Source organism: Streptomyces sp. NPDC004658 (assembly GCF_040609555.1).
In the GTDB taxonomy this organism is placed as follows: domain Bacteria; phylum Actinomycetota; class Actinomycetes; order Streptomycetales; family Streptomycetaceae; genus Streptomyces.
This window is the reverse complement of the sequence record NZ_JBEXKG010000119.1, coordinates 1-24,198: the sequence shown is the minus strand read 5'-3', so window position 1 is coordinate 24,198 and position 24,198 is coordinate 1. Positions and strand designations below refer to the sequence as shown.

21 protein-coding genes and 1 pseudogene are annotated in these 24,198 nt (G+C 67.8%); 7 read left to right on the top strand and 15 right to left on the bottom strand.

Features of this window, described 5'->3' with window-relative positions; all coding sequences use genetic code 11:
- Positions 1 to 53: 53 nt before the first annotated feature.
- The 4 genes from ABZV94_RS30180 to ABZV94_RS30165 form a co-directional block, all read right to left on the bottom strand.
- Positions 54 to 539: a hypothetical protein gene (locus ABZV94_RS30180; RefSeq protein ID WP_356345894.1), complete on the bottom strand. Its 486-nt coding sequence runs from the start codon at positions 537 to 539 to the stop codon at positions 54 to 56.
- Positions 540 to 1,347: 808 nt separating this feature from the next.
- Entirely contained in the window at positions 1,348 to 2,055 is a 708-nt protein-coding gene (locus ABZV94_RS30175) for a hypothetical protein (RefSeq protein WP_356345892.1), read from the bottom strand.
- Positions 2,056 to 2,062: 7 nt separating this feature from the next.
- The gene (locus ABZV94_RS30170) at positions 2,063 to 2,674 is read right to left on the bottom strand and encodes a sigma-70 family RNA polymerase sigma factor (protein ID WP_356345889.1); all 612 of its coding nucleotides are present in this window, start codon (positions 2,672 to 2,674) and stop codon (positions 2,063 to 2,065) included.
- On the bottom strand, positions 2,671 to 2,868 hold the full coding sequence (locus tag ABZV94_RS30165; RefSeq protein ID WP_356345886.1) for a hypothetical protein: 198 nt from the start codon (positions 2,866 to 2,868) through the stop codon (positions 2,671 to 2,673). The genes ABZV94_RS30170 and ABZV94_RS30165 overlap by 4 nt, the downstream gene beginning before the upstream one ends.
- A 671-nt stretch (positions 2,869 to 3,539) precedes the next feature.
- Between ABZV94_RS30165 and ABZV94_RS30160 the strand changes: the two genes are divergently transcribed.
- Positions 3,540 to 3,662 carry a hypothetical protein gene (locus ABZV94_RS30160; protein ID WP_356345883.1) on the top strand — a complete coding sequence of 41 codons (123 nt, stop codon included), beginning with the start codon at positions 3,540 to 3,542 and terminating at the stop codon, positions 3,660 to 3,662.
- Here ABZV94_RS30160 and ABZV94_RS30155 read toward each other — a convergent pair.
- Positions 3,655 to 3,984, bottom strand: a complete 330-nt coding sequence (locus ABZV94_RS30155; protein ID WP_356345881.1) for a DUF6234 family protein — start codon at positions 3,982 to 3,984, stop codon at positions 3,655 to 3,657. The genes ABZV94_RS30160 and ABZV94_RS30155 overlap by 8 nt on opposite strands.
- Positions 3,985 to 4,127: 143 nt before the next feature.
- Entirely contained in the window at positions 4,128 to 4,802 is a 675-nt protein-coding gene (locus tag ABZV94_RS30150; protein WP_356345879.1) for an HNH endonuclease family protein, read from the bottom strand.
- A 152-nt stretch (positions 4,803 to 4,954) separates the two neighbouring features.
- Here ABZV94_RS30150 and ABZV94_RS30145 point away from each other — a divergent pair, with 152 nt between their 5' ends.
- Positions 4,955 to 5,197, top strand: coding sequence for a hypothetical protein (locus ABZV94_RS30145; RefSeq protein WP_356345877.1), 243 nt, complete (start codon positions 4,955 to 4,957; stop codon positions 5,195 to 5,197).
- Between the two features lie 5 nt (positions 5,198 to 5,202).
- Here ABZV94_RS30145 and ABZV94_RS30140 read toward each other — a convergent pair whose 3' ends face one another.
- Positions 5,203 to 5,403 (bottom strand): hypothetical protein, encoded by a 201-nt coding sequence (locus ABZV94_RS30140; RefSeq protein WP_356345875.1) that lies wholly within the window; start codon positions 5,401 to 5,403, stop codon positions 5,203 to 5,205.
- Positions 5,400 to 5,618 (bottom strand): hypothetical protein, encoded by a 219-nt coding sequence (locus ABZV94_RS30135; RefSeq protein ID WP_356345874.1) that lies wholly within the window; start codon positions 5,616 to 5,618, stop codon positions 5,400 to 5,402. The genes ABZV94_RS30140 and ABZV94_RS30135 overlap by 4 nt, the downstream gene beginning before the upstream one ends.
- A gap of 65 nt (positions 5,619 to 5,683) precedes the next feature.
- Here ABZV94_RS30135 and ABZV94_RS30130 point away from each other — a divergent pair, with 65 nt between their 5' ends.
- Positions 5,684 to 6,040 carry a DUF6233 domain-containing protein gene (locus ABZV94_RS30130; protein WP_356345872.1) on the top strand — a complete coding sequence of 119 codons (357 nt, stop codon included), beginning with the start codon at positions 5,684 to 5,686 and terminating at the stop codon, positions 6,038 to 6,040.
- Positions 6,041 to 6,374: 334 nt separating this feature from the next.
- Positions 6,375 to 6,584: a DUF6207 family protein gene (locus ABZV94_RS30125; RefSeq protein ID WP_356345870.1), complete on the top strand. Its 210-nt coding sequence runs from the start codon at positions 6,375 to 6,377 to the stop codon at positions 6,582 to 6,584.
- Positions 6,585 to 6,673: 89 nt separating this feature from the next.
- Here ABZV94_RS30125 and ABZV94_RS30120 read toward each other — a convergent pair whose 3' ends face one another.
- Complete coding sequence (locus ABZV94_RS30120) at positions 6,674 to 6,991, bottom strand: hypothetical protein (protein ID WP_356345868.1); 318 nt, start codon at positions 6,989 to 6,991, stop codon at positions 6,674 to 6,676.
- Between the two features lie 283 nt (positions 6,992 to 7,274).
- On the opposite strand from ABZV94_RS30120, the gene ABZV94_RS30115 reads away from it, so the two are divergent.
- On the top strand, positions 7,275 to 7,862 hold the full coding sequence (locus tag ABZV94_RS30115; RefSeq protein ID WP_356345867.1) for a hypothetical protein: 588 nt from the start codon (positions 7,275 to 7,277) through the stop codon (positions 7,860 to 7,862).
- A gap of 452 nt (positions 7,863 to 8,314) precedes the next feature.
- Here ABZV94_RS30115 and ABZV94_RS30110 read toward each other — a convergent pair whose 3' ends face one another.
- A complete protein-coding gene (locus tag ABZV94_RS30110; protein WP_356345865.1) occupies positions 8,315 to 9,250 on the bottom strand; it encodes a transposase family protein in 936 nt (311 codons plus the stop codon).
- Between the two features lie 126 nt (positions 9,251 to 9,376).
- Entirely contained in the window at positions 9,377 to 10,147 is a 771-nt protein-coding gene (locus ABZV94_RS30105; RefSeq protein ID WP_356345863.1) for a transposase, read from the bottom strand.
- A gap of 73 nt (positions 10,148 to 10,220) precedes the next feature.
- On the opposite strand from ABZV94_RS30105, the gene ABZV94_RS30100 reads away from it, so the two are divergent.
- Positions 10,221 to 10,604: a hypothetical protein gene (locus ABZV94_RS30100; protein ID WP_356345861.1), complete on the top strand. Its 384-nt coding sequence runs from the start codon at positions 10,221 to 10,223 to the stop codon at positions 10,602 to 10,604.
- Positions 10,605 to 10,685: 81 nt separating this feature from the next.
- Here ABZV94_RS30100 and ABZV94_RS30095 read toward each other — a convergent pair whose 3' ends face one another.
- The 3 genes from ABZV94_RS30095 to ABZV94_RS30085 all read right to left on the bottom strand — a co-directional run bounded on the left by ABZV94_RS30095 (position 10,686) and on the right by ABZV94_RS30085 (position 21,495).
- Entirely contained in the window at positions 10,686 to 11,066 is a 381-nt protein-coding gene (locus tag ABZV94_RS30095; protein ID WP_356345860.1) for a hypothetical protein, read from the bottom strand.
- The gene (locus ABZV94_RS30090) at positions 11,063 to 16,708 is read right to left on the bottom strand and encodes an RHS repeat-associated core domain-containing protein (protein ID WP_356345899.1); all 5,646 of its coding nucleotides are present in this window, start codon (positions 16,706 to 16,708) and stop codon (positions 11,063 to 11,065) included. Before ABZV94_RS30090 ends, ABZV94_RS30095 begins: the two co-directional genes overlap by 4 nt.
- A 1,151-nt stretch (positions 16,709 to 17,859) precedes the next feature.
- A complete protein-coding gene (locus ABZV94_RS30085) occupies positions 17,860 to 21,495 on the bottom strand; it encodes a LamG domain-containing protein (protein ID WP_356345858.1) in 3,636 nt (1,211 codons plus the stop codon).
- A gap of 1,013 nt (positions 21,496 to 22,508) precedes the next feature.
- On the opposite strand from ABZV94_RS30085, the gene ABZV94_RS30080 reads away from it, so the two are divergent.
- Positions 22,509 to 22,814: a helicase associated domain-containing protein gene (locus tag ABZV94_RS30080; RefSeq protein WP_356345897.1), complete on the top strand. Its 306-nt coding sequence runs from the start codon at positions 22,509 to 22,511 to the stop codon at positions 22,812 to 22,814.
- Between the two features lie 67 nt (positions 22,815 to 22,881).
- On the opposite strand, the pseudogene ABZV94_RS30075 reads toward ABZV94_RS30080, so the two are convergent.
- A pseudogene (locus ABZV94_RS30075) lies at positions 22,882 to 24,105 on the bottom strand (hypothetical protein); the annotation flags it as partial.
- Between the last annotated feature and the right edge of the window lie 93 nt (positions 24,106 to 24,198).

Here is a 24,198-nt window from a genome sequence, read left to right as displayed (position 1 = left end):
CAGCAGCAGACTCACGGCCGACGCCCCGTCACCGCATCAAAAATGGTGCACTTTCATCCGTACGAGGTGGTGCACGTTCGCTTGTACGCCGACACCCGCATGACCTTGCTCAGGTTCGGCTTCGGGCGGATCAGCGCGATGACCGTCTCGTTCACCGTCATCGGGTGCGAGGCACCGGAGCGGCCCGCACTCTTGGGCATGCCGCCCATCTCCTCTATCTCGCGGTCCAGGTCGATCGCGGCGGCGGCCAGACCGTCCTTCGTCAGCAGCCGGGTCTCCTCACCGCCCCGCGTCCGGCCGCCGTCAACGGCCAGGCCGTGACGCCGAAGGTCGTTCACCGCGGCACGGTGGGAAGCGGTCCGGGCTTCCTTCCGCTTGGCCGCCGTCGGCTTGAGGGTGTGCCGGTAGGTCAGGTGCGGCGAAGACAGCCGCTGGATCTGGTCGGCGGTGGCGACCTTCAGCACCCCGAGAACGCGCAGCACATCCGCGCGCAGGTCGTTGCTCGATCCCGCCTCGTTCTCCTTGCGCTTGCCCGCCATCACGCTCGCCCTCCCGTCGTCCGCGACCGGCCAGCAGCCGGGCGCCGGCCCCCGGCCGTGGAGGGGACCGGGCCCCCGGACCCGATGATCTCCCCCACCACCGACAACCAAGTCAGGCCATAGGGGAGAGAAGAGGGTTGTGACGATCTAGCACGGACCCGAAAACCGTGGTGACAAGGGGAAATACCGGGTGCGTGGCCGCCGGGCACGGAAGTGGCTTCGGCAGTGGGAACGCAAGCGCCGGCGGCAGCGCCTCACCGGGACTTGCCCAGCAGCCGCCGCGACGGGCGCGGCCAGGCCGGGCGGCGACGGCGTGCGGGGGCGGGCTCCAGGATCGCGACCGCACGTTACGGCGGGAAGGGGTCGGTCGGTCGGGGGCTGGCACGGTGTCCTCGTTCCTCCGGCCTGCTGGCCGGGTCGGCAGTCGTCCGGCCCGCACGCGGATGTGCGCACGGGCCGGGGCCACCCTGAGGAAGCACCCCTTGTCCGCGGTCTGACGACCAGACCCGGCAGGCGTCCGTTTTCGCCTTGACCATCCCTTTGACGGGTGGGCTTGTCCGTGGTGGGCGTCACACCACCCAGGCGGAGTTCATCCTCTATATGCACATCGAGTGAAGCGGGCGGAAGTGGCGACCGCCGCCGTGCGCATCGTGCGGTGCACCGGAGCGGCGGGGGAGTACACGGCGCCGTCGGCGCGTGAACCAGTGCGCCCGATGCACCGCACCGAGCGCACCGGATGCCGGGATGTTCTGCGCTCCCCCACCGGATGCTGCGACCGGCTCTGGCGACTTCGCCACGACCCGCGACCTCAGTGGGCGACGAGGTCCTGCAGTTGGTGGGCCAGGTTAGGGCTTGGCTGTGGGATGGCCAGACCGTCGAGCGTGTCGACGGCGAGGTCGTCGACGGCGTCTCTGACCGCTTCCTCTGGTACGGCGGCTACATCGTCGGGCAGGTCGAGGTGGACGGTCACGCCTCCGGGGCCGAGGGTGGTGTCGAGGACCTCGTGAGCGACGGGCGCGTACTGGTAGGGCTCCGCCTCGAGGACGGTGATCTGTTCCGCCCAGAACTTCGCGTCGCGCCACTCCCCGCGGTGCAGGTGGAGGAGGTGCAGGCATACCGCTCCGGTGGCCTGGCCGCCGCCGGCGGCGTACTGGAGCCAGAACTGCGCGCCTTCCTCGTAGTCGGCCAGGAGCAGGAGGCAGGCGAAGGCGAGGGCGCCGCCGGGGTCGCGGCAGGCGTCGAAGCGGGCGATGCGGCGGGCGGCTTCGTCGTCGTGGATGACGCCCTGGCACAGCGCGCGCAGGTCGTGCCCGGCCCGCTCGTGCAGCATCAGTGGCTGGTACAGGGTGCGCTGTCCGGGTGCGGGGCCGGTCGGGGCCTTCATCCAGTGCAGTTCGCTGAGCTGGTCGGCGATGCGGCGGCGGGATGCCTCTCGGTGGGCGCGGGTGTAGGTGCCTTCGCGGATGCGGGCTCGGTCGAGGGCTTCTTCCAGGGTGGGCGGCTGGTGGGGACGCATCGGGGTCTCACTCCTCATCGTCGGTGTCCTCGCCGAACTGCAGTCCCAGGTCCGCGGACAGGCGGCGCTTGGCGGCCCGGCGGGTGGAACGCACGGTCGCCTCGCGCACGCCCATTACCAGGGCGGTCCGCTTGGTGGAGAAGCCCAGGGCGAACTGCAGGACCATCACATCAAACTGCCGCTCCGGCAGACGGGCTATTGCCGCATAGAGACCCAAACTGTCTTCTAGTTCGGTCACTTGTGCTTTGAATTCGGAGCGGAAGCTGTCCAGGATTGGGTCGCAGGCCGCCCGGATCGCGCGTTCGAAGGCCAGCGTTTCCTTGACCGCCGGGTCGCGGCCCTGGTCGGTGAGTTCGGTGGCGACGCGTTCCTTCAGCAGCCGCCAGGCGCACGCCTCGACGCTCTCGCGCATGGTGACCTGCTGCCAGACCACGGCCAGGAACACGAAGGTCTGGTCGACCAGGCGGTCGGCGGCGATCTGGTCGCCCAGCTGTACGTAGGCGTACTCGAAGTACGCCTGGTGGTACCGCTCGTGGAAGGCCCAGAAGGCCGGCGGCATCAGGTCGCTGGGCTCGTACAGAGCTCGGTCCGCACCGTCGTCGGGAGGCTGCCCGGTCATCGGCCGCCTCCGGCGTCGTCCAGGCGGGCCGGCTCGGTACGGACGGACGGCTGGTTCTGGGCGAGGAGGGTCTCCGCACCGACGCGGACACCGGCGCCCAGTAGACGCCGTACACCGGCGCGCACATCAGGCGCGAAGGCCCGGGCGGCAGCGGCGGAAGCCAGCGTGAGGCTGGCGACGTCCTGCAGTGTCAAGGTGTTTCCTTCGTTGTCGTGCGGCACCGGCCGCGCCTCCCCGCGAACCCAACGACCGGTGCCTAGAGCTTCGTTGCTCTTGGACAACAGCAAACAGCCTCACCCCGGCAGTTCGTGCAGAGCACCCCACCACCAGTTTTTAACGGAAAGTAGCTTTCCACTTACAGCAAATCCGCACAGGTATTCGCACCTGCCTCCACCATGCCGCACCACCCCTTACGCCACCCTCACCACCTGCGCTCCCCCTCTCTGGCAGAACGATCACTCGGTTTTTGCGCAAACAGCCCGCACGACGGAACTCCCCGGTCTGTGATCCAACTCACGTTCTACGCAGGCCGCGTCGGATCCCGGTCCGCACCCCGGACCCCCTGTCCCACGAGCCGGTGCCAGCTCCGGGCTGCCAAGAGCACGACAGCCGAGAGCCCTGATCGTGACGACGGCGCACCGGCCCGCACTGCTCGCCCTTCACCGGGCAGCGCACTGCGCCCGAGTGACCGAGTAGCTCGCCCTCGGCTCTGGCTCAGCCACTCGGCGCCGGCGATGGACAATGCGACTTACCGCCCACAGAGGTGAGACACCCTGGCTGTCGGACAATCACGGTGATGCCCCCCTTGGGCGGGGCTCGCCCACCTCACCCCTTGGTAGGACTCGATGCCGGAAGAAGCACCGAGGTGTCGGCGACTTCCGTCCTGGCTCCGCCGCCGGACAGCGAAGCGCGGCGGCACCAGTCGGCCTGGGACCGGCTGCGCGCGTGGGTCGCCCAGGACACACATCAGTACGTCAAGCTCAACTAACCAGGGCGAGGTGCCCACTCATTGCGGCGGCACAGAAGGCCAATGCCACGACAGCGACTACGGTCTGCGTCGCCACACTCACCCGGTATCCCAGTCGGAAGAGGCCGATCGCCGAAAGGAGTACCAGGACCCCGAATCCTCCCACGTAGGCGAAAACCGGCGTCAGCGAAGCGTGGGGGTCCGGCTCGAGAGGGTTGAAGCCGGTACGCGCCAGCCCGCTCAGCAGGGAAACGATCCCGACGATGGCGTCCAGTAACCACAGCAGGACGCCGAACAGCACGTCTTCGCCGGTACCGCGACGGGGAAGTGAGTGGTCGTTCATGGGCCAAGCTTCTCCATGAAGGACACGCTGGGGCCTGAGTACGCATACTCAGGCCCCGCCGTCGATCATTGGTTCCTTACGGCGGGCCGGCTGTCGAACGGAGCGCCGTCCGCTCCGTCGATGAAAGCCGGCTGGCCGAGTCGTCAGCGGGCCGGTGTGACGGTGACGGGTACGTTCGGACAGTTGCCGAGCACCTCGGCGATGGCGAGCTTCTCGTCGGCGTCGATGCTCAGGCCCCAGCGCATCTTGTCGGCCACCCAGTCGGTGACGTACTGGCAGCGGTAGCCTACGGCCGGCGGCAGCCACGTGCTGGGGTCCTGGTCGGCCTTGGACCGATTTGAGGCCGCCGACACCGCGATCAGCGCGCGGTCGTCGCCGAGGTCGTTGGCGTAGGCCTCACGTTCCTTCGCGCTCCAGGTGGAGGCGCCGGAGTCCCAGGCCTCGGCGAGCGGGACCAGGTGGTCGATGTCCAGACCGCCCGGCCCCTGGATGAAGCGATCGTCATACGGCGAGAACCACGCTCCCCCGCTCAGCCGGCAGCCCGCCCCCTGCTCCGGGGCGACGACGGCCTCGGCCTTCAACACCTCCGAGCGCGTGTTGCAGCCGTCCCTGTCGGCATCGACCCAGTGCTTGAACTTCGTGCGCTCATACCCGCTGCGGTCCTCGCTGCGCACCGGCAGCTGGGCGAGGGCGTCCTGGACGGGCAGGGTGACGGTATCCCGCGGTGCGGTGGCGGCCGGGGCTGCGTGCGCGGTTGTGGGGGTGAGGAGGGCGGCGAGTACGGCGGCCGTGGCAGCGGTGGTGCGGGCGAGACGCACGAGCGGGATCCTCTCGAAAGATCACGGACAGTTCGTGATCTTCGTAGCGGCTCCCGCACCCGACCCGCCCGGCAGTCGGCAGCGGCTCTACCCGATCGGGGGTTAAGTCCGATCGTCGGCACGCGCAGCGGGCCGCTTTAAGGATCCGTATCGTGGCCCAGGTCCCCGATGAGCTGATCAAGCTGGAACGATCCGCCGAGGAAGAACGCGCCAAGCTCGCCGGACTGACCGGCGACGACTACGACGCCCAGTGGCGCCGCTGGCGCAAGGCGTCCGAGAAGGTGCAGGCGGCCGTCACCGCGCACGCCGAGGCGTCCCGGGCCAGTCGGTACGAGCTGGAGCAAGCGGTGAAGAAGGCCGTGCGGCATGTCCAGGAGGACCCGGCCGTCGAGTAGCCGGCCTACTGCCCGTCGGGCCAGGTGGCCAGCACGTCACTGGTCTCGTCGTCGGTGAGGGTGACGCGGGCGTCCGGCATGCTGCCGTACTCGCCGATCCAGCGGCGGAACTTGTCCCGCGCTACCTCCTCACGATTCCACCAGCCGTGATGCACCGGCCGGCCGCCGGATTCGAGCAGCAGGTGGTAGCGGCCGGTGCCGGTCATGCGAGCCGGATTCCTCGTGACCGCCCCGGCTCGCGGACGATCGCGCGTTTCGCCTCCAGCTCGCCCAACTGGTAGTGCACGGATGCCCGGCTGCGCATGCCGACAGCGGCGCCGATCTGCTGCATTGTCGGCGCTTCGCCGTGGTCGGCGATGTGCTGGCGGATGCAGCGCAGGATGCGCTCCTGGGTGTCGGTGAGGTAGTCGACGCGATGCATACTTCAATTAGAGCACTTGTTCGAATTTGAGGGCAAACGAAGACACAGCAGGCCGGGCGGAGCAGGTGGGTGGTGAGCAGCCGCTCTCCCGTCTGGACGCGCTCCGCTTCGCCCGGCGCGTCGTCGAGCAGCAGGCCGTCCGGCAGCTGGGGCTCATCGACCGGTGGATCGCCGAGGAGGAGCGACGGGAGGCAGAGCGGCGCCAGGGTGAGCGGATGCGGCCGGCGCCTGCGGACTGGCTGATCCAGTACGGCCTGAACCGGGACAACGTCGACGCCGTCCACGTCGGCGGCTGCTGGGCCGCGAAGAAGAGCGGCCGATCCCGGCCCGCCACGCGCGAGCAGGCCCTCGACGCGCTCCGGAACGGGGTGCCGCCCTGCGTGCACTGCCGGCCGGACACGGCCCTCGGCATCGGGGACTGAAGCACAAAGCCCCGGCCAGCGTGCCGGCCGGGGCTGAACCCGCAAGGGGTGTGATCGTGAAGGGCGGTCGCCTACGCGGCGAAAGGCAATGCGAGGCTTCAGCCGAACGATCGTCCTCGCATGCAATGGATGAGGCCCGGGGACACTGTTCCCTTCACCATCACGGCTGGTTCAACCACGCTTGCCGAGCGGACATTCCCGCGCGCCTACGGAGTTCTCGGTCTCTTCCCGAGCGCGGCACCGCTTGCGTCGTCGCCGCGCAGCAGCCCTACTCGGTCGGGTGAACACGCCAGGAGACAAGAACTGGGGGCGGTGCCGGCGCGTGATGCCCGGTATGAAGCCGATCAGCGAAGTGCATGTGGCGGAGCCGGGTCTGGCCGTCGTAGAGGTCGCGGCCTGTGATGACGCGACGGCATTCGCGGTCCAGGAGTTGCTCGCCGGGCGGTGGGCGACCGCGACCGCGGACACCACAAGCCGGGCTCCAGACGAGCCCGGTGTCCGGCTGCGCTGCTACCCGGACGTGCGCCAGAAGCTCGGCTCGTAGCATCGCCGGGCCGTGCGGCACCGTGTAGGCGCGGCCAGCAGCTGTCAGGCGGCGGTCTTCTTGCACGGTAGCGGCCGTGCGCTAGCTGGTCACGCTGTCTCGTGGTCCAGGTGGGCGAGCCCTTCAATGGAGTCCAGGCGGGCCTGCAGGGCGGGGTTTGGCGTCGGTGTGATGGTGAGCAACAGCACCTGGGCGGCAGGGTGTTCGGGGGCGTAGAGATCGTCTTCATCGCCGGGGATCGGGTTGGGCTGGATCTCGATCCGCTCGCTGGATGTGTCGGCGAGGTGGTAGACGCCGCGGTAGTCGCTGTCGCGCTCGATGAAGACCAGTCCGAGGCGGTCGCCGACGAGCCGGACCAGCTCGCTCGCGGTGTGGGTGCTGGTGCCGTAGGTGTGGTGATCGGTCATGGTCCGCCATAGCCTATGGCGCGGCGGTGGCGGGGCACCCGATGAGCTGTCCGCGTGCGACACGGGCTCCAGCACGGCGCGCGGGCTACCTCTCGACGTGGCGCAGGACGACGGTTGAGTTCTCCACCATGGCCGCACCCGGTACTTGCCATGGTGGAACCCGTGCCGCACCAGCTCGGGATGCGCTGGTAGCCCGAACGGACACCGAGGGCGGGCGGTGAGCACCTGTCGCCCCCGGCGTCCCACACAGCCGTGACCACACCGACGACCTACGGGAGCCGCGATGACCGAGACCACGGACCACCCCACGCCGCGCGAGGCCGCGTTCGCTCTGATCACGACGGCCGCGTTGGACGAAGCCGCCCGCAGCGACCCCGCCGCGGACGGACCGCCCCCGGCCAACTGGGAGATCTACGACTGCCTGACCGCCGTGCTGGAGACATGGCACACCGGCGGCACGCTGCGCGAGGACTCCCTGCGGCTCACCGAACACCTCGCGGTCGAGCTGTGCGCGTACCTCTTGCAGCGATCCGGCCGCGACCCCGACCGGTTCGGCAGGTGGCTGTGCGACTTCGGCGACCAGGTCGCCCTCACCCAGCAGCACGTGCACCCCGCCGGCCCCACCGCGATCGAGATCTTGTCGGTCGTCGCCGACGACCTCACCTCCCGCCCGGAGAGGCCCGCCGGGACGCAACGGGAACGGCTCCTCCGTCTCGCCGTGCCCTACCTGGGATACCTCCGCCCCGGTCACGAGGTAGAAGACGCACGCGAGATCGCCCTCACCTTCACCCTGTGGGCAGGCCCGCAACTGGCCGCACTCCTCGGCCACGACTACCAGCGGATCCACGCCTACACCAGCACCCAGAACTGATCGGCAGCGACACGCCACCCATGCGTGGCGGAGCTGGCGCGATAGCAGTCGAGGCGGAAGCTGACCTGAGGAACGCTGCAGCCAGTGACCGGCCGGGGCGCCTGGCACCCAGCAGGCCGGTCGCTCCTCTGCCGTGCGGTACCCGCCCGGGCGGGGAAACCCCGGAACGCCACGACGGCCGCACGCCCGCAGGAACGGGTGAGGCCATCAGCCGGCTGCCGGCCGGAGGGCTCCGGGCCTCCACAGACTGCCCCGAATCCCCATCAACTTACGGGGCAATGATCACTCGCCTCAAAGCAGCTCCAGCCCAAAGTCGCTCCGCCTATCGCTGGATACTGTGCACTCATGCATTCTGGCGACCTGGCCTCAGCGCGTGGCCACCGTGATCCGCTCCTAACGAGCTCGTGCACGGTAGGCAGTGAGGCGTCGAGGATGGCGGCGGGGCTCGGTGTTCACACCTGCCGTGCCGACGTCAGGTCCGCGGTCTGCTGGTGGGACAGCAGGCCCGCGACGGCTTGGACGATGTCGCTCATGTGCTCGCGGCGGCCGAGATGGCGGGCCAGGGCCCGCCAGTTCTTCAGGTGCGCGATGCCGTGCTCGACGCGGATGCGTCGTGAGGAGTGCGCTTTGCGCTGCCGCTCGTGCATTTCCTCGTACCAGTCCGGAGCGTTCTTCTTGAACTTGCGATGCGGAGGTGTGACCACACGTCCGCCGGTCTGTACACCCAGGCCCTGGTAGCCGGCATCGGCGAGGATCTCCACGGCGGGACCGTCGGCCAGGAGCTTAACCAGCCCTAACTGGCGGGCGTGGGTGATGTCCGCGCAGCTTCCGGGCACGGTCGGACTGCACAACAGCACCCGGCCGTCGCCGCCCGTGACGACCATGGTCTTGACGGCGTTCTGCTTGCTCTTGCCAGAGATGAACTTGTCCCGGTCCTTGCGACCGGCGGCCGGTCGACGGACCCGGATCTCGGTGCCGTCGACGATGCCGGTCTTCCCGCTGGCGCCGAGATGGTCGACGACCTCGGCCAGAGTCCGCAGCCGAAGGCCAGGGCTGACCGTGCAGCCTCGCTCGGCGAGCAACGGTCGTATCTCGCCGACGGCGCGGGTGACAGTGGAACGGTCCACGCCGAACCAGCAGGCCAGCACGTCGTGCGTGGCCCCGTGCCGCAGGTACACGAGGGTGGCCAGGAGCCGGTCGACGAACACCAGCCGGTGCTTCGCTCCGGCGCCCACCGCCCGCTCCCGCGGCCTGGACGCAAGCTTGGCCTGGTGCCGTTCATGCCACAACGGGCCCAACTCAGCCACCAGTTCAGCGATCACATCGGCCGAGAGACCCGTGATTCTCCGGTTGCTGACGATCACTGCACGAGACGCGTACCCCACCACACGACCATGATCGACGATCAGCAGCCCGACGCCTCACCGCCTACCGTGCACGAGCTCGTAAGGGCTGTCCCGTAAATGATCTCCGAGTCATCTCGGGCATGACGGCCCGCCGTGCCGTCCGTGGGCCTATCCGGCGAGGGTGAGGTTGTGCAGGCGGGCGATGCCGAGCATGGCGTGGTGGACGCCGTCGCCTTTGAGGCGGCAGCCGCGGAGGATCTTCCAGGTCTTCATGCGGGCGAAGACGTGCTCGACGCGGGCGCGGACCTGCTTGTGGGACTTGTTGTGTTCCTCTTTCCAGTCCGGGAGCTCGGTCTGGCCGCGGTCTCGACGGTGCGGGATGACGAGTCCGGTGCCTGGGTAGCCGCCGTCGGCGATCGTCGTGGTTTTGCCGACGGCGGCCTTGGCGCCGGACTCCTCCCATGCCTTGCAGTCATTGCGGTTCCCGGCGAGGGGCCGGCCGACCACGACGACCAGGCGTGTGTCGGCGTCGATGACGACCTGGTGGTTGGTGGAGTATCGGTAGTTCTTCGACTGTGCGGCAATGGTGTGGTCGCGGGTGGGGACCAGGGTGCCGTCCACGATAAGCACGGTGTCCTTGGCGAACCGCTTGCGGGGCTGGAGCGCGAGCCTTGGCCCGAGGTGGTCGATGATGCGGTCAGCCGCCGACTTCGACACCCCGAACAGCGGCGCGAGCTGCCGCATGGTCAGGTTCGTGCGCCAGTACGCTGCGACCAGCAGCGCCCGGTCCTCAAGCGGCAGGCTCCACGGTCGGCCCTTGCGGACCGCGTCCGCACCCTCCCGTCGCAGAACCGTCACCAGCTTGCCGAACTGTTTCGGGCTCACCCCGGTGAAGGGGGCTATCCAGGACGGATCCGACGCCGTGATCACACCAGCCACACCAAGATCATCCCAGTTGCCGGGGCTGCCCCGTGTCCTCGATCCTGTGTGCATCGGTAAGCAGGGAGGGCACATGGGGCTGGTTCTTTTCCCGGGCGACGGAGACAACAGCAGTCCGGATGTCTCCTGGTCCTACAGCGGCTTCGCCGCGTTCCGGCGGCGTCTGGCCGAGACTGAAGGATTCGTCCTCTCCGAGATGTCGGGCTTCGGCGGCGAGCGCCCGTGGAGCGAGGTGTCTACCGCTCTGGAGCCACTCCTCGATCATCCGGATGCCGCCGGCGACGACCTCTCGCCTGCCGACTGTGCGTCGATTCTCGTCCGGCTGGAGACGATCACCGACCAGTGGGCACAGGAGGGCGGCGACCAGCTCCTCCAGCGACAAGTCGAGGACGCCCGCCAGCTGGCGGGCGTCCTGCGGCACTGCATCGAGAAGGACGTTCCGCTGGTGTTCCTCTGAGCCCCCAGCAACCATGGAGCACACTTACGGGACAGCCCTTAGCGGTTACGAACCGCGGTAGCAGCAGCTGCTATGAAATTCTCAGCCTCCAAAGGGCATCTGCTCATCGAAGTCAGCATCATCCGGGAACGTGGGTGGCACCCATTCTCTAGAGCATGCGGCCTCCCACAGCTCAGACGGCACCTCGACGCCATAAGTCTCCACATAGTACGGGTACGAACTGGGCCATACCCAAGTACCGTCTGTCTGGATACTCAGCGCGCCGATCAATGGCCTATCGGGGTCTAGCTCATCGTAAACCGCACTCCCGGACGCCATTATGATGTGCGCATTTCGAAGGTAGGAAACCATCCCTTCGAGAGAGTCGAGGACTTCACCACGCGAACTCTCCAGTGTCGGCTGGCCAGCCTCACCGACACTTGTGTCGCTATAGAAGCCGACCGGTTTTAGCTTTTCCGTCATTTATTCCCTCCAGGAACAAATTCTTTCCATTCTCCAGTCTTCCCGTATGGCTTCTCTGAAACTCTAAGTCTTCCGTTAGGTGCGGCCCACACGGTTTCTGTCGGTGCCAAGACCTTTACTCCTAGGGCGTTGGCCAGGTCCTGCGCGGCCGTTGCACCGCATGCCCCAGTATTACAGGAGAGCAATCGAACTGGACCTCCGTCCCAGTTCGGGTCCTGCCTAACGAGCTGGGCGACTGTTCTGTGACTGATATTGGTTCCCTTTTCCCATGCATCGAAGGTGGGACCGAAGTCTGTCTTACTACCATGAATGATCACATCATAATACCCCTCCTTGGGGAGGGCCTTTGATGCGTATTGCCCGAAGGCGTCGCCGGCAGCTGTGAGGTTAACTCCCTTTCCACCAGCAGCCAAAGCCGAGGTGCCTATGGTCAAGCTGCCGCCGGAAGCCCCCCCGGTCGCCATCTCAGCAATCTCCGCAGCGCATACCGGCGCTGCGGCCAGGCACCCCTCCCCCAAGGCGACGGCCACCGGCGCAGCAACTACCGCCGCAGCTAGGCCACCAATTACCCCCAAAACAACCTTCTGCCAGGTTGCGAGCTTGGGTCGGTCGGTGAGAAGGTCCTTAGCAGCCTGATTCGCCGGAACAGGGTAGCTACCCGCGAGCAGGTTCCAACGGGGCTGTTCCTTCTCTTCAGGCTTGGGGTCGGGGCCCTTCTTGAACACGACCTTCGCCGTGGTCACGCCCCCGTAGGTGCGAACGGTGGCGGTCATGGTGCCGCTTCCCGTACCACCGCCCGCCTTCTGGTACTGAAACGTCTTGGTGTATCTCTGGGTGGAGACATAGGTCCAGCCACCCTCACCGTTTGCCTCGAGGTGGTCGTAGTACGTGCCGCCGTCTTCACTGCACCCGTACTCACACTGCGTGATTGGCCGCAGGCCACTGGGGTCGGACTTGGTGACGGGGGTGTTGTTGGCGTAGGCGTAGCCGTTGAGGGACTCATGGTCGTCGGAGGCGAGGACGGGATCGACGGAGAGGAAGCGTCCGGTGGCCGGGTCGTACTCGCGGGCGCCGAGGTGAGTGAGTCCGGTGTCGGTGTCGGCGGGTTTACCCAGAAAACCCTTGTCGTCGGGCCAGGTCGACGGTGCTGTGCCGCGAGACTCGCCGAAGGGCTTGGTATAGCGGCGGGTGACGGCCTGGGTAGTGGCGTCGACCGTCATCGAGGCGGTGCCGTGGTGGTCGTCGACCATCCAGGAAAGGCCGGTCTCGGTGCGGACGGCGGTGGCGTCGCCTGCCGCGTAGTAGCGCTGGCCGGTGAACTTCTTGGCGGTGGTGTCGTAGTGGAGTTCCTGGCCGGCCAGGTAGAGGACCGTTTTGTCCGGGCCGCGCCGGATGAGAAGGTCACCGTTGGCGTCGTAGAGATAGTCGGTAGTCTTGGTGCCTTCGGTGAGGCGTGTGAGTTCTCCTTCGATGTCCCAGTCGAGGCTCTGTGCGGTGCCGGTGGGGCCGTACCGCTCGGTGGTGTTGCCCTGCTCGTCGTAGGTGTAGGTCTTGGCGGTACCGCCGTTGACAGTGACGGAGGTCAGAGTGTGGGGCTGGCCGGTGCCGTTGGCGTTGACGGCGGGGTAGCCGTAAGCCGTTGTGGTGGTATCACCGGTCGCGTTGTGCTCGGTCTGGGTGTCGCGCAGGCCGCCGGGCTTGTAGGTCCAGCTGGTCCAGTACGGGGCCGGGCCACCGAGGGCGCTCGCCGAACGGGCGGTTGCGCAGTCGTTGGAGGACGGGGTCCAGGCTTCGGTCAGACGGCGGTAGCCGTCGTAGGCGAAGCACTGCGTGTCTTTGCCGTTGGCGTTGTCGATGATCGATTTGACGTTGCCAGTGGCGTCGTAGATGTAGTCGACGTCGCTGGTGTAACCGGTGTTTGTCTGGTCGACGGTGTGGGTGTTGAACAGGCGGCGGGTGCCGTCCTCGTAGCGGTTGAGGATCTGGAGCTGTTTGGCGGCTGTGGAGGTGCCGAGCCGGGTCTCCTCGATCTCGCCGTACGGGGAGTAGCCGATGTTTTGGACGTAGTCGGTCATGCCGTCGGTGCCGGTGAGCATGCCGAGGCTGTTGTAGGTGTTGTGTACGGTCTCGGCGGGCAAGCCGGCCACCGCTGGCATCGATGTGGACTGCACGGTGCCGTCGATGTTGTACACCGTCGACGTCGTGAACGTCTGCGGCGCGCCACCAGGGGTGACCAGGGGGTCGGTGGCGGCGATGACGGTCTTGTTGCCCTTGGGGCGGCCGAGAGCGTCATAACCGGTAACGACCTGCGAGTAGATCCTGCCGGAGGTACCGCCGACATAGCGGATCGACGCGGTCGGCAGTCCCTTGGAGAGGCTGTCGTAGGTGAATTTGGTCAGCCGGTGGGCGTCGTCCTGTACGCCGTCCCAGGTGCCGGTCTTGCGGCCGAGCTCGTCGTAGTCGGTGATCAGGGTTCGGGAGGCGCCGTTCAACGTCGACGTGGCCGTCAAGGGCTGGTCGGCGTCGTTGTATGTGGTGTCGACCTTGCCCTTGTCCGGGTCCGTCGAGGTGGTCATGCGCCCGCGCAGGTCGTAACCGTACGTCCAGACCGAGTCGTCCGGACCGGTCATCTTCTTGACCTGGCCGCCGGGCGTGTACTCGTACAGGGTGCGGGTGTAGTCGGTGCCAGTAGGCAGGGGACCGGCGTACTCACGGCGCTCGGTGACCCGGCCGCGGGCGTCGGTGAAGGTCATCGTGCCGGTGCCGCCCTCGGCGGCGGTGACGGCGGTGCGGTCCGCCAGCTGGTCGGTCTTGGTGCGCCACTTTTCCTGGTCGTAGACGCGGAAGATCGCCTCGGTGGGGCGGCCGGCGGCGTCGAAGACCGTCTCGGTGGAGGCGGGGACGGAGCCAGGGAAGGTGTTGGCCAGGGTGCCCGAGGGGGCGAGGTTGTCGTGGACCTGGCTGTTGGTGATGTACGCCAGGCCGCGGTCGTCGTAGAGGGTTTCGGAGATCACCCGTCCGCCGTCCGGCGCGGGCATCTGCTTCTGGCGGGAACGCAGCAGTCCGTCGAAGATCTCGTAGGCGCTGTTGTAGGTCTGTCCGTCCGCCTTGAGGGCGTCGGTGCGAACCCAGGTCTCCTTGTCGTTGTTGATGCTGTAGGCGTAGACGATGCTGGCCGCGTCCTTGAGCGCGCGGGAGCGGTCCGGTTTCCACACCGACTGCAGGCGGCCGAGTGCGTCGAAGGCCCACTCGGTGACGTTGCCGTTGGCATCGGTGGTCTTGGTGGCCGTGCCCCAGGCCGGATCGACCTCCGTGGTGGAGGTGAACAGCTTGGGGTCCGTGGTGGTCTTCGACGTCAGCGGGCCGTAGCCGGTGTCGTCCGGGACGTACGTCGTCCGGACCGTGCGGTTCAGGGCGTTGGTCGCGGTGAGCGGGCGGCCCAGCTTGTCGTAGGTGGAGGCGGAGACCTGCTGGTAGACCGGGGCCTTGTCGACCGGGTTGTAGCTGGCCACCCGGTAAGAGGCGGTAACCTCGCCCTTGGTGGGTGCTACCCCGACCGCCTGGCCGTCGTAGGCCGTGGTGACGTCGGAGATGACGTCGTCGGGGATCGTCGGGATGGTCGCGCAGGGCACCGAGTACGTCTCGGTGCGCGAGACCAGGTTCACCAGCCAGGCCGAGGTGTTGCGGGCGTAGCTGGTGCGGACGCAGGATTCGTCGCCGGTCTTGGCGGTGTCGCCGCTGTCCTCGACGGTGATCGGCATACCGTACGTGGTGTCGTACGTGGTCTTCTGGTTGACCGTGCGGGTGCCGGTGGAGGTCTTGGTGCGGGTGCTGGTCTGCCCTGCCTGGACGATCCAGGAGTCGGTGGTGCCCCAGCTGTAGGTGTGGCTGCCGGTCTTGTAGGACCAGGGTGTGTTGATGGTGCCGCTGACTTCTTCGGCGCCGTTGTAGATGATGGTTTCGCGGACGAAACCGGCGTACTGGCGGGAGTCGTCGATGGCGGTGCCGGTGGAGTCGGTGACCTTCTCCACGCGGGGGGTGCCGTCGAGTTCCTTCTCGCCGTTCAGACCGCGCATGTACAGCGTGGACTTCTTCGAGCGCGGGCCTTCGTCGTCGCCGGAGGTTTCCACGACCTTGCCGTAGCCGCGCCACTGGGACCAGGTGCGGTTGGAGGCCTTGGTGATGCCCTCGTCGTCGGCGTAACCCCAGCCGGCGCCGCCCTGGTAGTCGTAGTACTTCTCGGCTGTGTCGCCGTGGCCGTAGGGGTCGTCCTGGAGGACCGAGGTGACGACGTACTTGTGGAACCAGTCAGTGACCGGGGTCGCGCCGGACTGGGACCACTTGACGGGGAAGCAGCGGCGGGTGTTCTTGTCGATGTTCGCCGGCATGCTCGAACCCCAGATGCAGTCGGGGTCCGAGTAGTTGACGGTGATGGTCGAGCCAGTCTCGGTCTTGATGGTCCGCACGCGCCACTTGATGTAGCGCAGGGTGTCCGGGCCGCTGCCCTCGACGTGGTTGGGCATCTGGATGCCGCCGAAGACGACCGGTGGCATGGCGGCCGCGGTGGTGTTGGCCTTGCCGGTGTTCTGTATGGACTTCAGCCACAGGCTTGCCGAGGAGGCGTCACCGGTGTCGGGGAAGTCCTGATCCAGGTGCCAGGTGTCGACTTCCCGGCGGGTGGTGCCGGTGCCGGTCCACACCGAGGTGGTGATGTCGGTGAGGCGCTTGCGGGTGAAGAATGCCGGACCGATCTGGGTGGTGCAATTGGTGCTGGCCGCGCAGATCATGTCGAACGGCACGTCGGGCCAGTTGGCTTTGGTATCCGCGGTCAGGCTGGAGCAGCCACCGGAGACGATGCAGCGCTCAAGGTAGGTGAAGCTCACCTGCTGGGCGGCGGGCTTTGTGTAAATGAGGTCGCTGCGCAGGCCGTAGTCGATGCGGTTGAGGTAGCCGCCGCGGGTGTAGCTGGTGCCGTTGACGGTGATGTCGGCGTTCTTGGAGTAGTAGTTCGTCTCCTTGGTGTACCAGTACGTGGCGGCGTTGTTGTGAGTGTCCACGACGTAGTCGAGGTTCCAGCGCCAGGCCTGGGAACAGGAGGAGTCGGCGAAGCCGGTGGACTTGTAGCAGGGCTCGCCGGAGTCGTCGCCGAAGACCGGGACGGTCCACACGGAGTTCGTGACCGGATCGTCGTCGGTGGTGTCGGTGGTGCCCTTGTCGCTCCAGCCGGGCATCCGCTGCTTGCCGAAGAAGTACTGGATGCCGGAAGCGTCCGTGACCTTCCAGTACTCGGTGTTGTTGTCGCCGTTGCCGGTGGCGCCGGTCAGGTGCTCAACGCGGGTGCCGTCCTCGTTCTTCACCTTCCACGAGCCGCCGGACGCCTCAGAGAGGGCCGCGGTGTCGCACGCCGCCTTGTCGGCGCAGGTGTTGACCAGTTCGACGGCCTTGCCGTTGAGGACCAAGGTGGCGTTGGCGTACTTCCAGCACAGGTCTCCCTTGCCGGACTGGCCGTCGTCCTTGCAGGAGGCGTACTTGCGCTCGATGTAGGACTCGGTGATCGAGAATCCTTCACCGATCACGGAAGTCTGGTTGTTCTCTCCGGCCGTGCGGCCGTCCACGGAAGCCGAGTCGTAGGAGATGGACAGCTCGGGGGACGGGCCGGCCGTGGCCGGGGGAACCCGCAGCGGGTAGTTCCAGGTGAAGTCCCCCGTGCTGCCGCCGGCCTCCCAGGTCGCGGTCGGGGACAGGGAGGTGGCGCTGTAGTCGCCTCCGCCGCCCGAGCTAACGGCCGACGCCGCCAGCAGCATAGGGGTGCCGGCGTCCAGGGCTCGCGCGGAAATGGTGCCTGTCAGGGTCTGCGACTTCGCGTCGTTGTCCGCGCCTGCCACGGGGCTCTGGGTGCGGCAGGACTCCTTCTGCGGGGTGGTCAGCGCACACGCCGGGAGCGTCACCAGGTGCAGGCGCGGGCCATAGTTGCCGCCGTAGACGTCGTTGAACGTGGAGTAGTCGAGAGAAACTCGGAGCCTGTCGGTGTCCCCGGCGGCGGCTTTCGCCGGGTCGAGGGTGAGCAGGACGCCATTGACTCCTGCCTTCTTCGCGGCGGCCTGGGAGTGGACCTTGAGCGTCACCTTCTCGGCGGGACCGGTGGCTTTCGCCTGGGTCTTGGCCGTGGCCTTCGCAGACTTGGCAGGTCGGGTGGCGGGCTCCTGGGCCAGCTTCACGCCGAGGCCGCCGACAGTGACAGCGGCCTCGGCGGTCGCCGTAACCTCGGCCGTGGCCTTCCCGGTCTTGGGCCAGGCGGCATTCTTCAGCCGTTCCCGGGTCTTGCGTGATGCCGGGGCGGCCTTGTCCTTGGGTGCCTTGGACGTGCCTGGCTTGAGTACGCCCACTTTGTCGATCTTCGCGTCAGGCCGGTCCTCCAGGTGCTTGCGGGCTGCCTGGGACTGGGCCTGAGCGGCGAAGTCGTAGCCGGAAGGGACCACGACTTGCGGCAGGAGGGACAAGGAGGCGACGAGCGCGCCGCGGCCGAGCCAGTGGCGTAGGACTGCTCCCGGCCAGCGTGTACGGAAGGGTGGTGAAGACACAGTTACTCTCCGTGTTCGGAAATGGGTGGTAGACGCTCGAGCGGCCGTGTCGGCGCCGCCGAGCGCTGTTCTGGAGGCGCGCCTACGGAAATAGCCGCACTGAGAGAGGAATCGCGGATGTCCGAAACGGCCCTGGCACAGCACAGAGGGGTGGGCCGAATCGGAAAGGGGCGGGCCTGGGCGGAGCGTTATCTCCCCGCCCAGGCCCACTCCTACTGCTGCTCGGTGTTGTACCGGTTGGCGATCGTGTCCGTGGAGGTGGCACCGGCCCAGACGCGGACGCTGTCGATCCTTCCGGGGAAGTAGCGCGACGCAGCGCCGTTGATCTTCGCCCGACCGACTTCGAACGCGCCGCCGCCCTGCCAGGGGGACGAGTAGGCGACGCCGTCCTCGTCCCCCATCTGCGCGCTGTCGACGTGCAGCTTGAGCGCCCCGAGGTGGGAGGTGTCGTCCGGGTCGGCTGCCGCCTGGGCGTCATAGACGACCGTCAGCATGGTCGGAACACCCAGCTGGGCCGTGGTGAACGCGGTGGAGTCACTCTCGGTCCAGACGGCCCCGGTGCCGTCCTTGTCAGGACGGCCGAAGGTCCACCGGCCCTGCGTGCTGCCGGCTGGCTGCTCGTACCAGACGCCCCACGAGGACTGGCTCGTGCCGGACTGGCCGAATACCTGCACTGCGTAGGATTTGCTGGTGTCGGCGAGCTTGGCCGGGTCCAGCGTGACCCAGGCGGTCGCGGTGAACGAACCGGAGTCGTCGACGATCGGGCCTGTGGCGGTGGCATACGCGCTGGTGCCGTTGAGGGTCATCGTCTGCTTGGTGGTGACCTCTTCGCCGATATCCGGGTCGCCGACGGTGTACTGCGTGAGCGCAGCCCCGTTGAGGGTGAGATTCCGGCTGAAACCGCTGGTGTCCTTGACCGTGGTGCCGGTCGCGTTGGCCATGTCGGTGGCGTCCCACTTGGCGACCAGCGCCGGGACCGGGTCACCGGCGGTACCGTCGCTGAGATCCTCGTCCTCCAGCCAGGCCTCGTGAGCGATCTCGGTGTCCGCGAGCGCGCGGGACCAGACCTTCACCTCGTCGATGGTTCCGGAGAAGTTCTCCTGGCCGGCGCCGTTGTACCAAAGCCGCCCGACCTGCAGTCCGCCGGACGCCTTCCACGGGGTGGCCGTGAACGGGGTCGGAGTGCCCTGCGGGACGCCGTTGACGTAGAGCTGGAGAGTGTGCCCCGCCGCGTCGTAGACACCCGCCAGGTGGGTCCAGGCATTCAGGACCGGCGGCTTGGTGCCGATCGAGCGGACGATCACGGGATCGACGACATCCGTCTGGTGGCGGTTGAAGATCCAGGCGTTGAAGGAGCTGGAGTAGTACAGCTGGAAGCCGGATGCGTTCGTTCCCGCCTGGGACAGGACGGTGTAGTTGACGTCCTTCTTCGTCAGACGGGCCCAGGCGGAGACGGTGAAGGACTTGGTGGTGTCCAGTACCGCAGCTGAGGTGGACAGGTAGGCGCTGGTGCCGTTCAGCTTCGCCGCGCCGGAGCCGCTGCGGGCCAGGGTGTCCCAGGTGGTGCCAGAGTTGGTCAGCGGGTGCTGGGTGGCGGTGGTGGAGTCGGTGAGGGCGTTGTCCAGGTGCCAGGTCCCCGAGGGCATCTCGGCGCCCTTCACCAGGAAGCTGTAGTAGCCGGTGAGCGAGCTGTGGTTGGCCGCGTCATACCCCCAGACCTGGATGGTGTTTTCCCCGGCCTGGTTCGGCGGGATCGACTGCGTGGTGGCTGTCCCCTGGGGAACGGTTATCGGCGGGGACAGGGGGCCGCTGTTCAGCTTCCACTTGTAGGTGACGACGTCCGACTGGATGCCGGGCGTGCTGGGGTTGGAATCTCCGGGGGTGAAGGTGAACTTGCCAGGCGTGCCAACCCCGCCCGCGGCAGGATCAGTCTCCGCCGGCTTGTAGAGGCCGTCCGCGCTGGTGATCACCGGGGGCGGCGGGGAGTCGGTGTCGACGCGGAAGTAGCACCAGGACGACCAGGCGGAGTCCAGGACACCGGTGTCGCCCCGGTCCGTCTTGTAGTACGCCTGCGTCTTGACCCGCATCCGGTAGTTCGTCTGTGCCGGCAGGGTGCTGGTGGAGGCATCTCGGACGGCGTTGTCGGCGACCCATGCTGCGTCTGGTGAGGCGGCGTACCAGGCGCGGCTGGAGCCGTCGGCCTTCCACACCTCGAACATCGCGCGCAGCTGGGCGTTGGCGCCGTCCGCCGACTGCATCGTGGCCAGCATCTTCGGTGTGGTGTCACTGGTGGCGAAAGGCAGCGTGGAGGCGTTGCAGGCCCGCCCGGTGGTGCCTTGCTGGACGCCGTACGAGGTCGGCTTGTCCGGGTAGGAGACGTAGGTCACCGACAGCTTCGCATCGTTGCGGAACCGCGCCCAGGCGGCCGCATCGGACTCGTCGTGCGCGGTCAGCGAGAAGGTGATCTGCGAGGTCTTGTTCGCGGCGTAGGAAGCCAGGGTGGTCGTCAGGTTCTCATTCGTCTCCCCGCCGGAAACGTTGTCACTGAAACGCACCCAGTTCGCCGGCTGCGACGGATCGCACAAGCTGCCCCGCCCGTAGGCCACATACCGGTCACCCATCAGATCGACCGCCGTGGGGCGGGAGGACCAGGTGGTGCTGGAGGATATGCCGGCGTCCACGCGGTTCAAGTCGTACCAGTGCGGATCGCAGGTGAACGTCCACACCTGGTACACCTCCATCGTCGCATCCAGGATCTTCTTGCCGTGGATCGACGACAGGGGGTACTCGAAGTACATGCGCTGGGTGTACGGGCTGTTGGAGCAGAGGTAGCCGGCGTAGTTGGAGCAGCGCCCTACGCCCTTGTCGCCGTCGAACTCCCAGTACTTGCTGCCGTTGGAGGCCAAAGCCGTCCAGTCGCCCAGAGCGATGCTCTTGGTCGGCGGGTCGATGTACAGCGGGAAGACGGTGTCCTCGCCGTGGAGCAGGGCCGGATCGGGCGTGATCTCCAGGGTGGTGCCGGTGACCTTGAGCGGGATCTCGGCCGTCACGTCACCGCTGCCGGGGCCCTCCGAAGGAGCCGGCTCTCCCCCGGCAGCAGGCAGGGGAGCCGCCTCTGACTCACCATCGACGTCTGCCGAGGCTGCGGTGCGCGCGAGTTGCGTGCTGACGCCGGGGGTAGGGGTGGCAGTGTCCGCGGCCGGGGCGTCACCGGCCGAGTCCCACATCCGTCCTGCCGGGCTCTCGAAGACCGGAGTGCCGTCCCCGTCGCGTGCGACGAAGCCACCGTCGGCTGTGGCGGCGATGTCGAGGCCATTGCCGGAAACGGTCATCCTGATCGTCTCGAGCGCCGGGTTCTGCGCCGCCTCGGCAGTCTTCACCACGAGCACCGAGGTGTAGCCGGAGCTCAGCGCGGTCAGTTGCAGATCGACGTCCGGGAAGACGCCCGGGTAGGTGGCGGTGTCACCATCGAGTCGGGGCTCCGGGAGCGGGGTGGGCCAGCCGAGCTGCAGCTGGTGCCCCTTGTCCTTCAGCGTGACCAGCCCGTCGCCACTTCCGCCGCCCGAAAAGGTGACGTCGGCCGTCGTGTTGCTGGCCCGCACAGACCCGTCGGCCTCGTGTACGAGGGTGGTGTCGATCGGGGCCCAGGTGCCGTCGTCCTTTCGGGCACGGACCGGAGCCGCGTTCATCTCCCGCGTGAAAGTGCCGTCCGGATTGGCGAAGACCTGCGACGACTCAGTCGTCGCCGCATCCACGGCCACCCGTTCACCAGTCTCGGCCGCGAGAGCGCTTGCCTGCGACTCAGAAGTCCCGCCAGCCGCTGCCGAAGCCGCTCCGGCTTCGGTCATTGCCGGTGTCGTACCGGCGGCAACCACCGGAAACGCACCCCCCAGGAGCGTGACGGCTATCGCCCCATTCCGCACCGCTTGGCGCCAGCCGTGCCGCTTTTTCCGCGTGAACACGCCCCACCCGTCCCCTTAACTTTTCATTTAAAAGAAGCTGTGAGGATCATGTGGTGACTGATCAACTAGGTCAACGGTGTCGCGCGTCACGTTGACCTGTCACCGCCCTGGTGATAGGCGCAGCAGATCAGCCACAGACGTGGATGAAAGCGCTGATACGAGTGCGCAGATTATTAGCATCTAGCCGCCTTCGCGGGGAGGCAGCTGCGGGTCTCAACTGAAATGCGCGTATCACGTCGACGCACCCGAAATGGGCCCTCGCGGGATGTCTGAAAATCGTCCGCAGATTCCCGGGCGCACCCCCAACAAGCTCTGCACAAGTCCGGCATCAGGCGCTGATCCAGCGCATTCGGCGGCGCGACCATCCGGCCCCCTGGTGGAGGACCTCGCGTAGGGCACCCCGCCCCGGGCCGAGTACGCCGAGGGCGCCTGTGTGTTCGGCACTGCGCCGGGCCAGGGGCAGCCACCCTCGTCGGGGAGGGCGAGATGATGAAGTAGTCGGCGGCGGCGAGCGCGCCGGACGGCAGGCCGACCTCCAGGGCCGCCCGCCACCACGCACGTGCGACGTCCTCGGGAGCACGGGCCGCCGGGTCCCCTGCGGCATCACCCGCGCGAGGACGCCCCCACAAGGCGAAGGCCGAGCGGCATGAGCAGGTAAAAGACGCCGTCGGCGCCGTCCGGGCCAGCGGCAGGTCGCGCCAGGCAGCTGCCAGGCCGCGTTGGAGGCCATCGACCAGGGATGGCCCGCTCGGCTGGGACGTTGCCTGACAGCGCTGCTTCACACTCGCCCGCATCTACGTCCGGGCCGGGGGCGCCCTCCCCGAGACAGCCGGTGAACTCGTCGTGCATGGCGAGGCTCTCGGGCATGGGCCGTCGCGCAGCGGCAAGCGTGGGACAAGCTGCCCCCTCCCCCCGCTCAGCAGTGGCTCCTGGGCAGCACGCTCGGTCTGGAGCCCGCCGGCCCCGAGGCCCGGCCCGCGAGGCTCACCGCAGACGACAAGTGGGCACTCAACCTCCGCGCGGCCCAGAAGTACGACCGCGAGGGACACCTACGACCCGCCAGGAAGCACACCGTGCGCCTGGACGTCGACGGCAAGGCGGTCGATATCAAGCTGGGGACGTTCCTGGACAACAGCCGGCGCCGGGCCGACAAGCGCACCCCCGAGCGACGCTCCGAGCTGGACCAGATCGGGATGCGCTGGTAGCCGGACCGGACACCGAAGGGGTGGCGGGCAGTAAATGAGCCAAAGCACGATAGGACGCGGTGCAGTCTCAGCTGTCCACCCCGGCTTCCCGCTTGAGCCGGCGCAGCATGTGGTCGCTGAAGAGGTGTCGGCTCCGGTCGAGCAGTTCACCCACCTCCGCGTCGCCGCCCCGCCCGTCCGGTGACGGATGCCAGCGCTGCACTGATTGCGCGGCCCAGGTGCGCAGCTTCACATCGGGGTCCTCGAACAGACCGACTGCCGCCCGTAGCGCCACGATGCCGCCGCGCGCGTCGAGCAGCCGGAACGCGCCGACGCGGACGTGCCGTGGCTGCTCGGAGCTGGTGCGCTCCATTAGCCAGTCGGCGGGCAGTTCCTTGGCCGAGGGCAGCAGGGCGGTGGCGGTCTCGCGGACGACTCCGGCGGCAGGGTCGTCGAGGAGCGGCCGCAACTGCTCCGCATCCGCGCAGTCCAGCGCCCTCAACCCTGCCACTGCTCGCGCCCGCACCCCGGCCGCCGGGTGCACGAGCAGCGGCCGCAGCAGCTCGGCGTCCGCGCGGTTCCCGCACTCGGCCAGCCCGATGACCGCACCGGGCGGCAACTCGGGGTCGTCTGGTGCCGTGCACCGCTCCCGGTACCAGGCCGCCGGGTCACCACCCAGCTGTCGTATGACATACCGGGCACAAGCACGCACGAGCGCGGAACGGTCGCTGAGAAACGGCTCCGCCTGCTCTGACCGCCCCGCCCGTCTCAGCGCGGTGACGCCCGCCGAGCGGACACGCGGGTTGCGTGCGGACAGCAGTGGAGGCAGCACACCCTCGTGGGCATCCTCATCCCCCAGAGCCGTGAGCGCCGCTGTGGCACACAGGTCCTGGACCACGGTGTCCTGGTCCCAGGCGGCCGCGCGGGCCAGCTCAGCGGGACGGAGCAGTCGGCCCTCGACGGCCAGCCGGTACGCGAACCGCCGGACGATTCGGTCGGAGTCAGCGAAGAGAACAGCGAGCTGCCCGCGCGATGCCTGGCGCAGGATCTGGCCGAGCACATCGACGCCGAAGGCACCTCTGTCGCGGCGGCCGACGCGGAGGATGAGCGGCGCGAGGCCGATGGCAGAGTCCACGGTCAGGGCTTCGCGCAGCAACTGCCGGGCGTGCTCGCGTACCGGGCCGACCCAATCGGCGCAGCGGATCACGATCAACGGCAGCAGACCGGGGTGTCGGAGCGACAGGCGCAGCGCCTCCTGGCGGATCCGCCCGTCGCGGTGGCAGAGGGCGAGTGCGAGCCGAGACTCGCCGAGAGGTTGTCCCGTAACCGGTGGGGTGGTTGGTGCGTTGGCTGGGCATGGGTGGGGTGATCTCAGCGGATGATCCGAAGTGGATCGAGCCGTTCT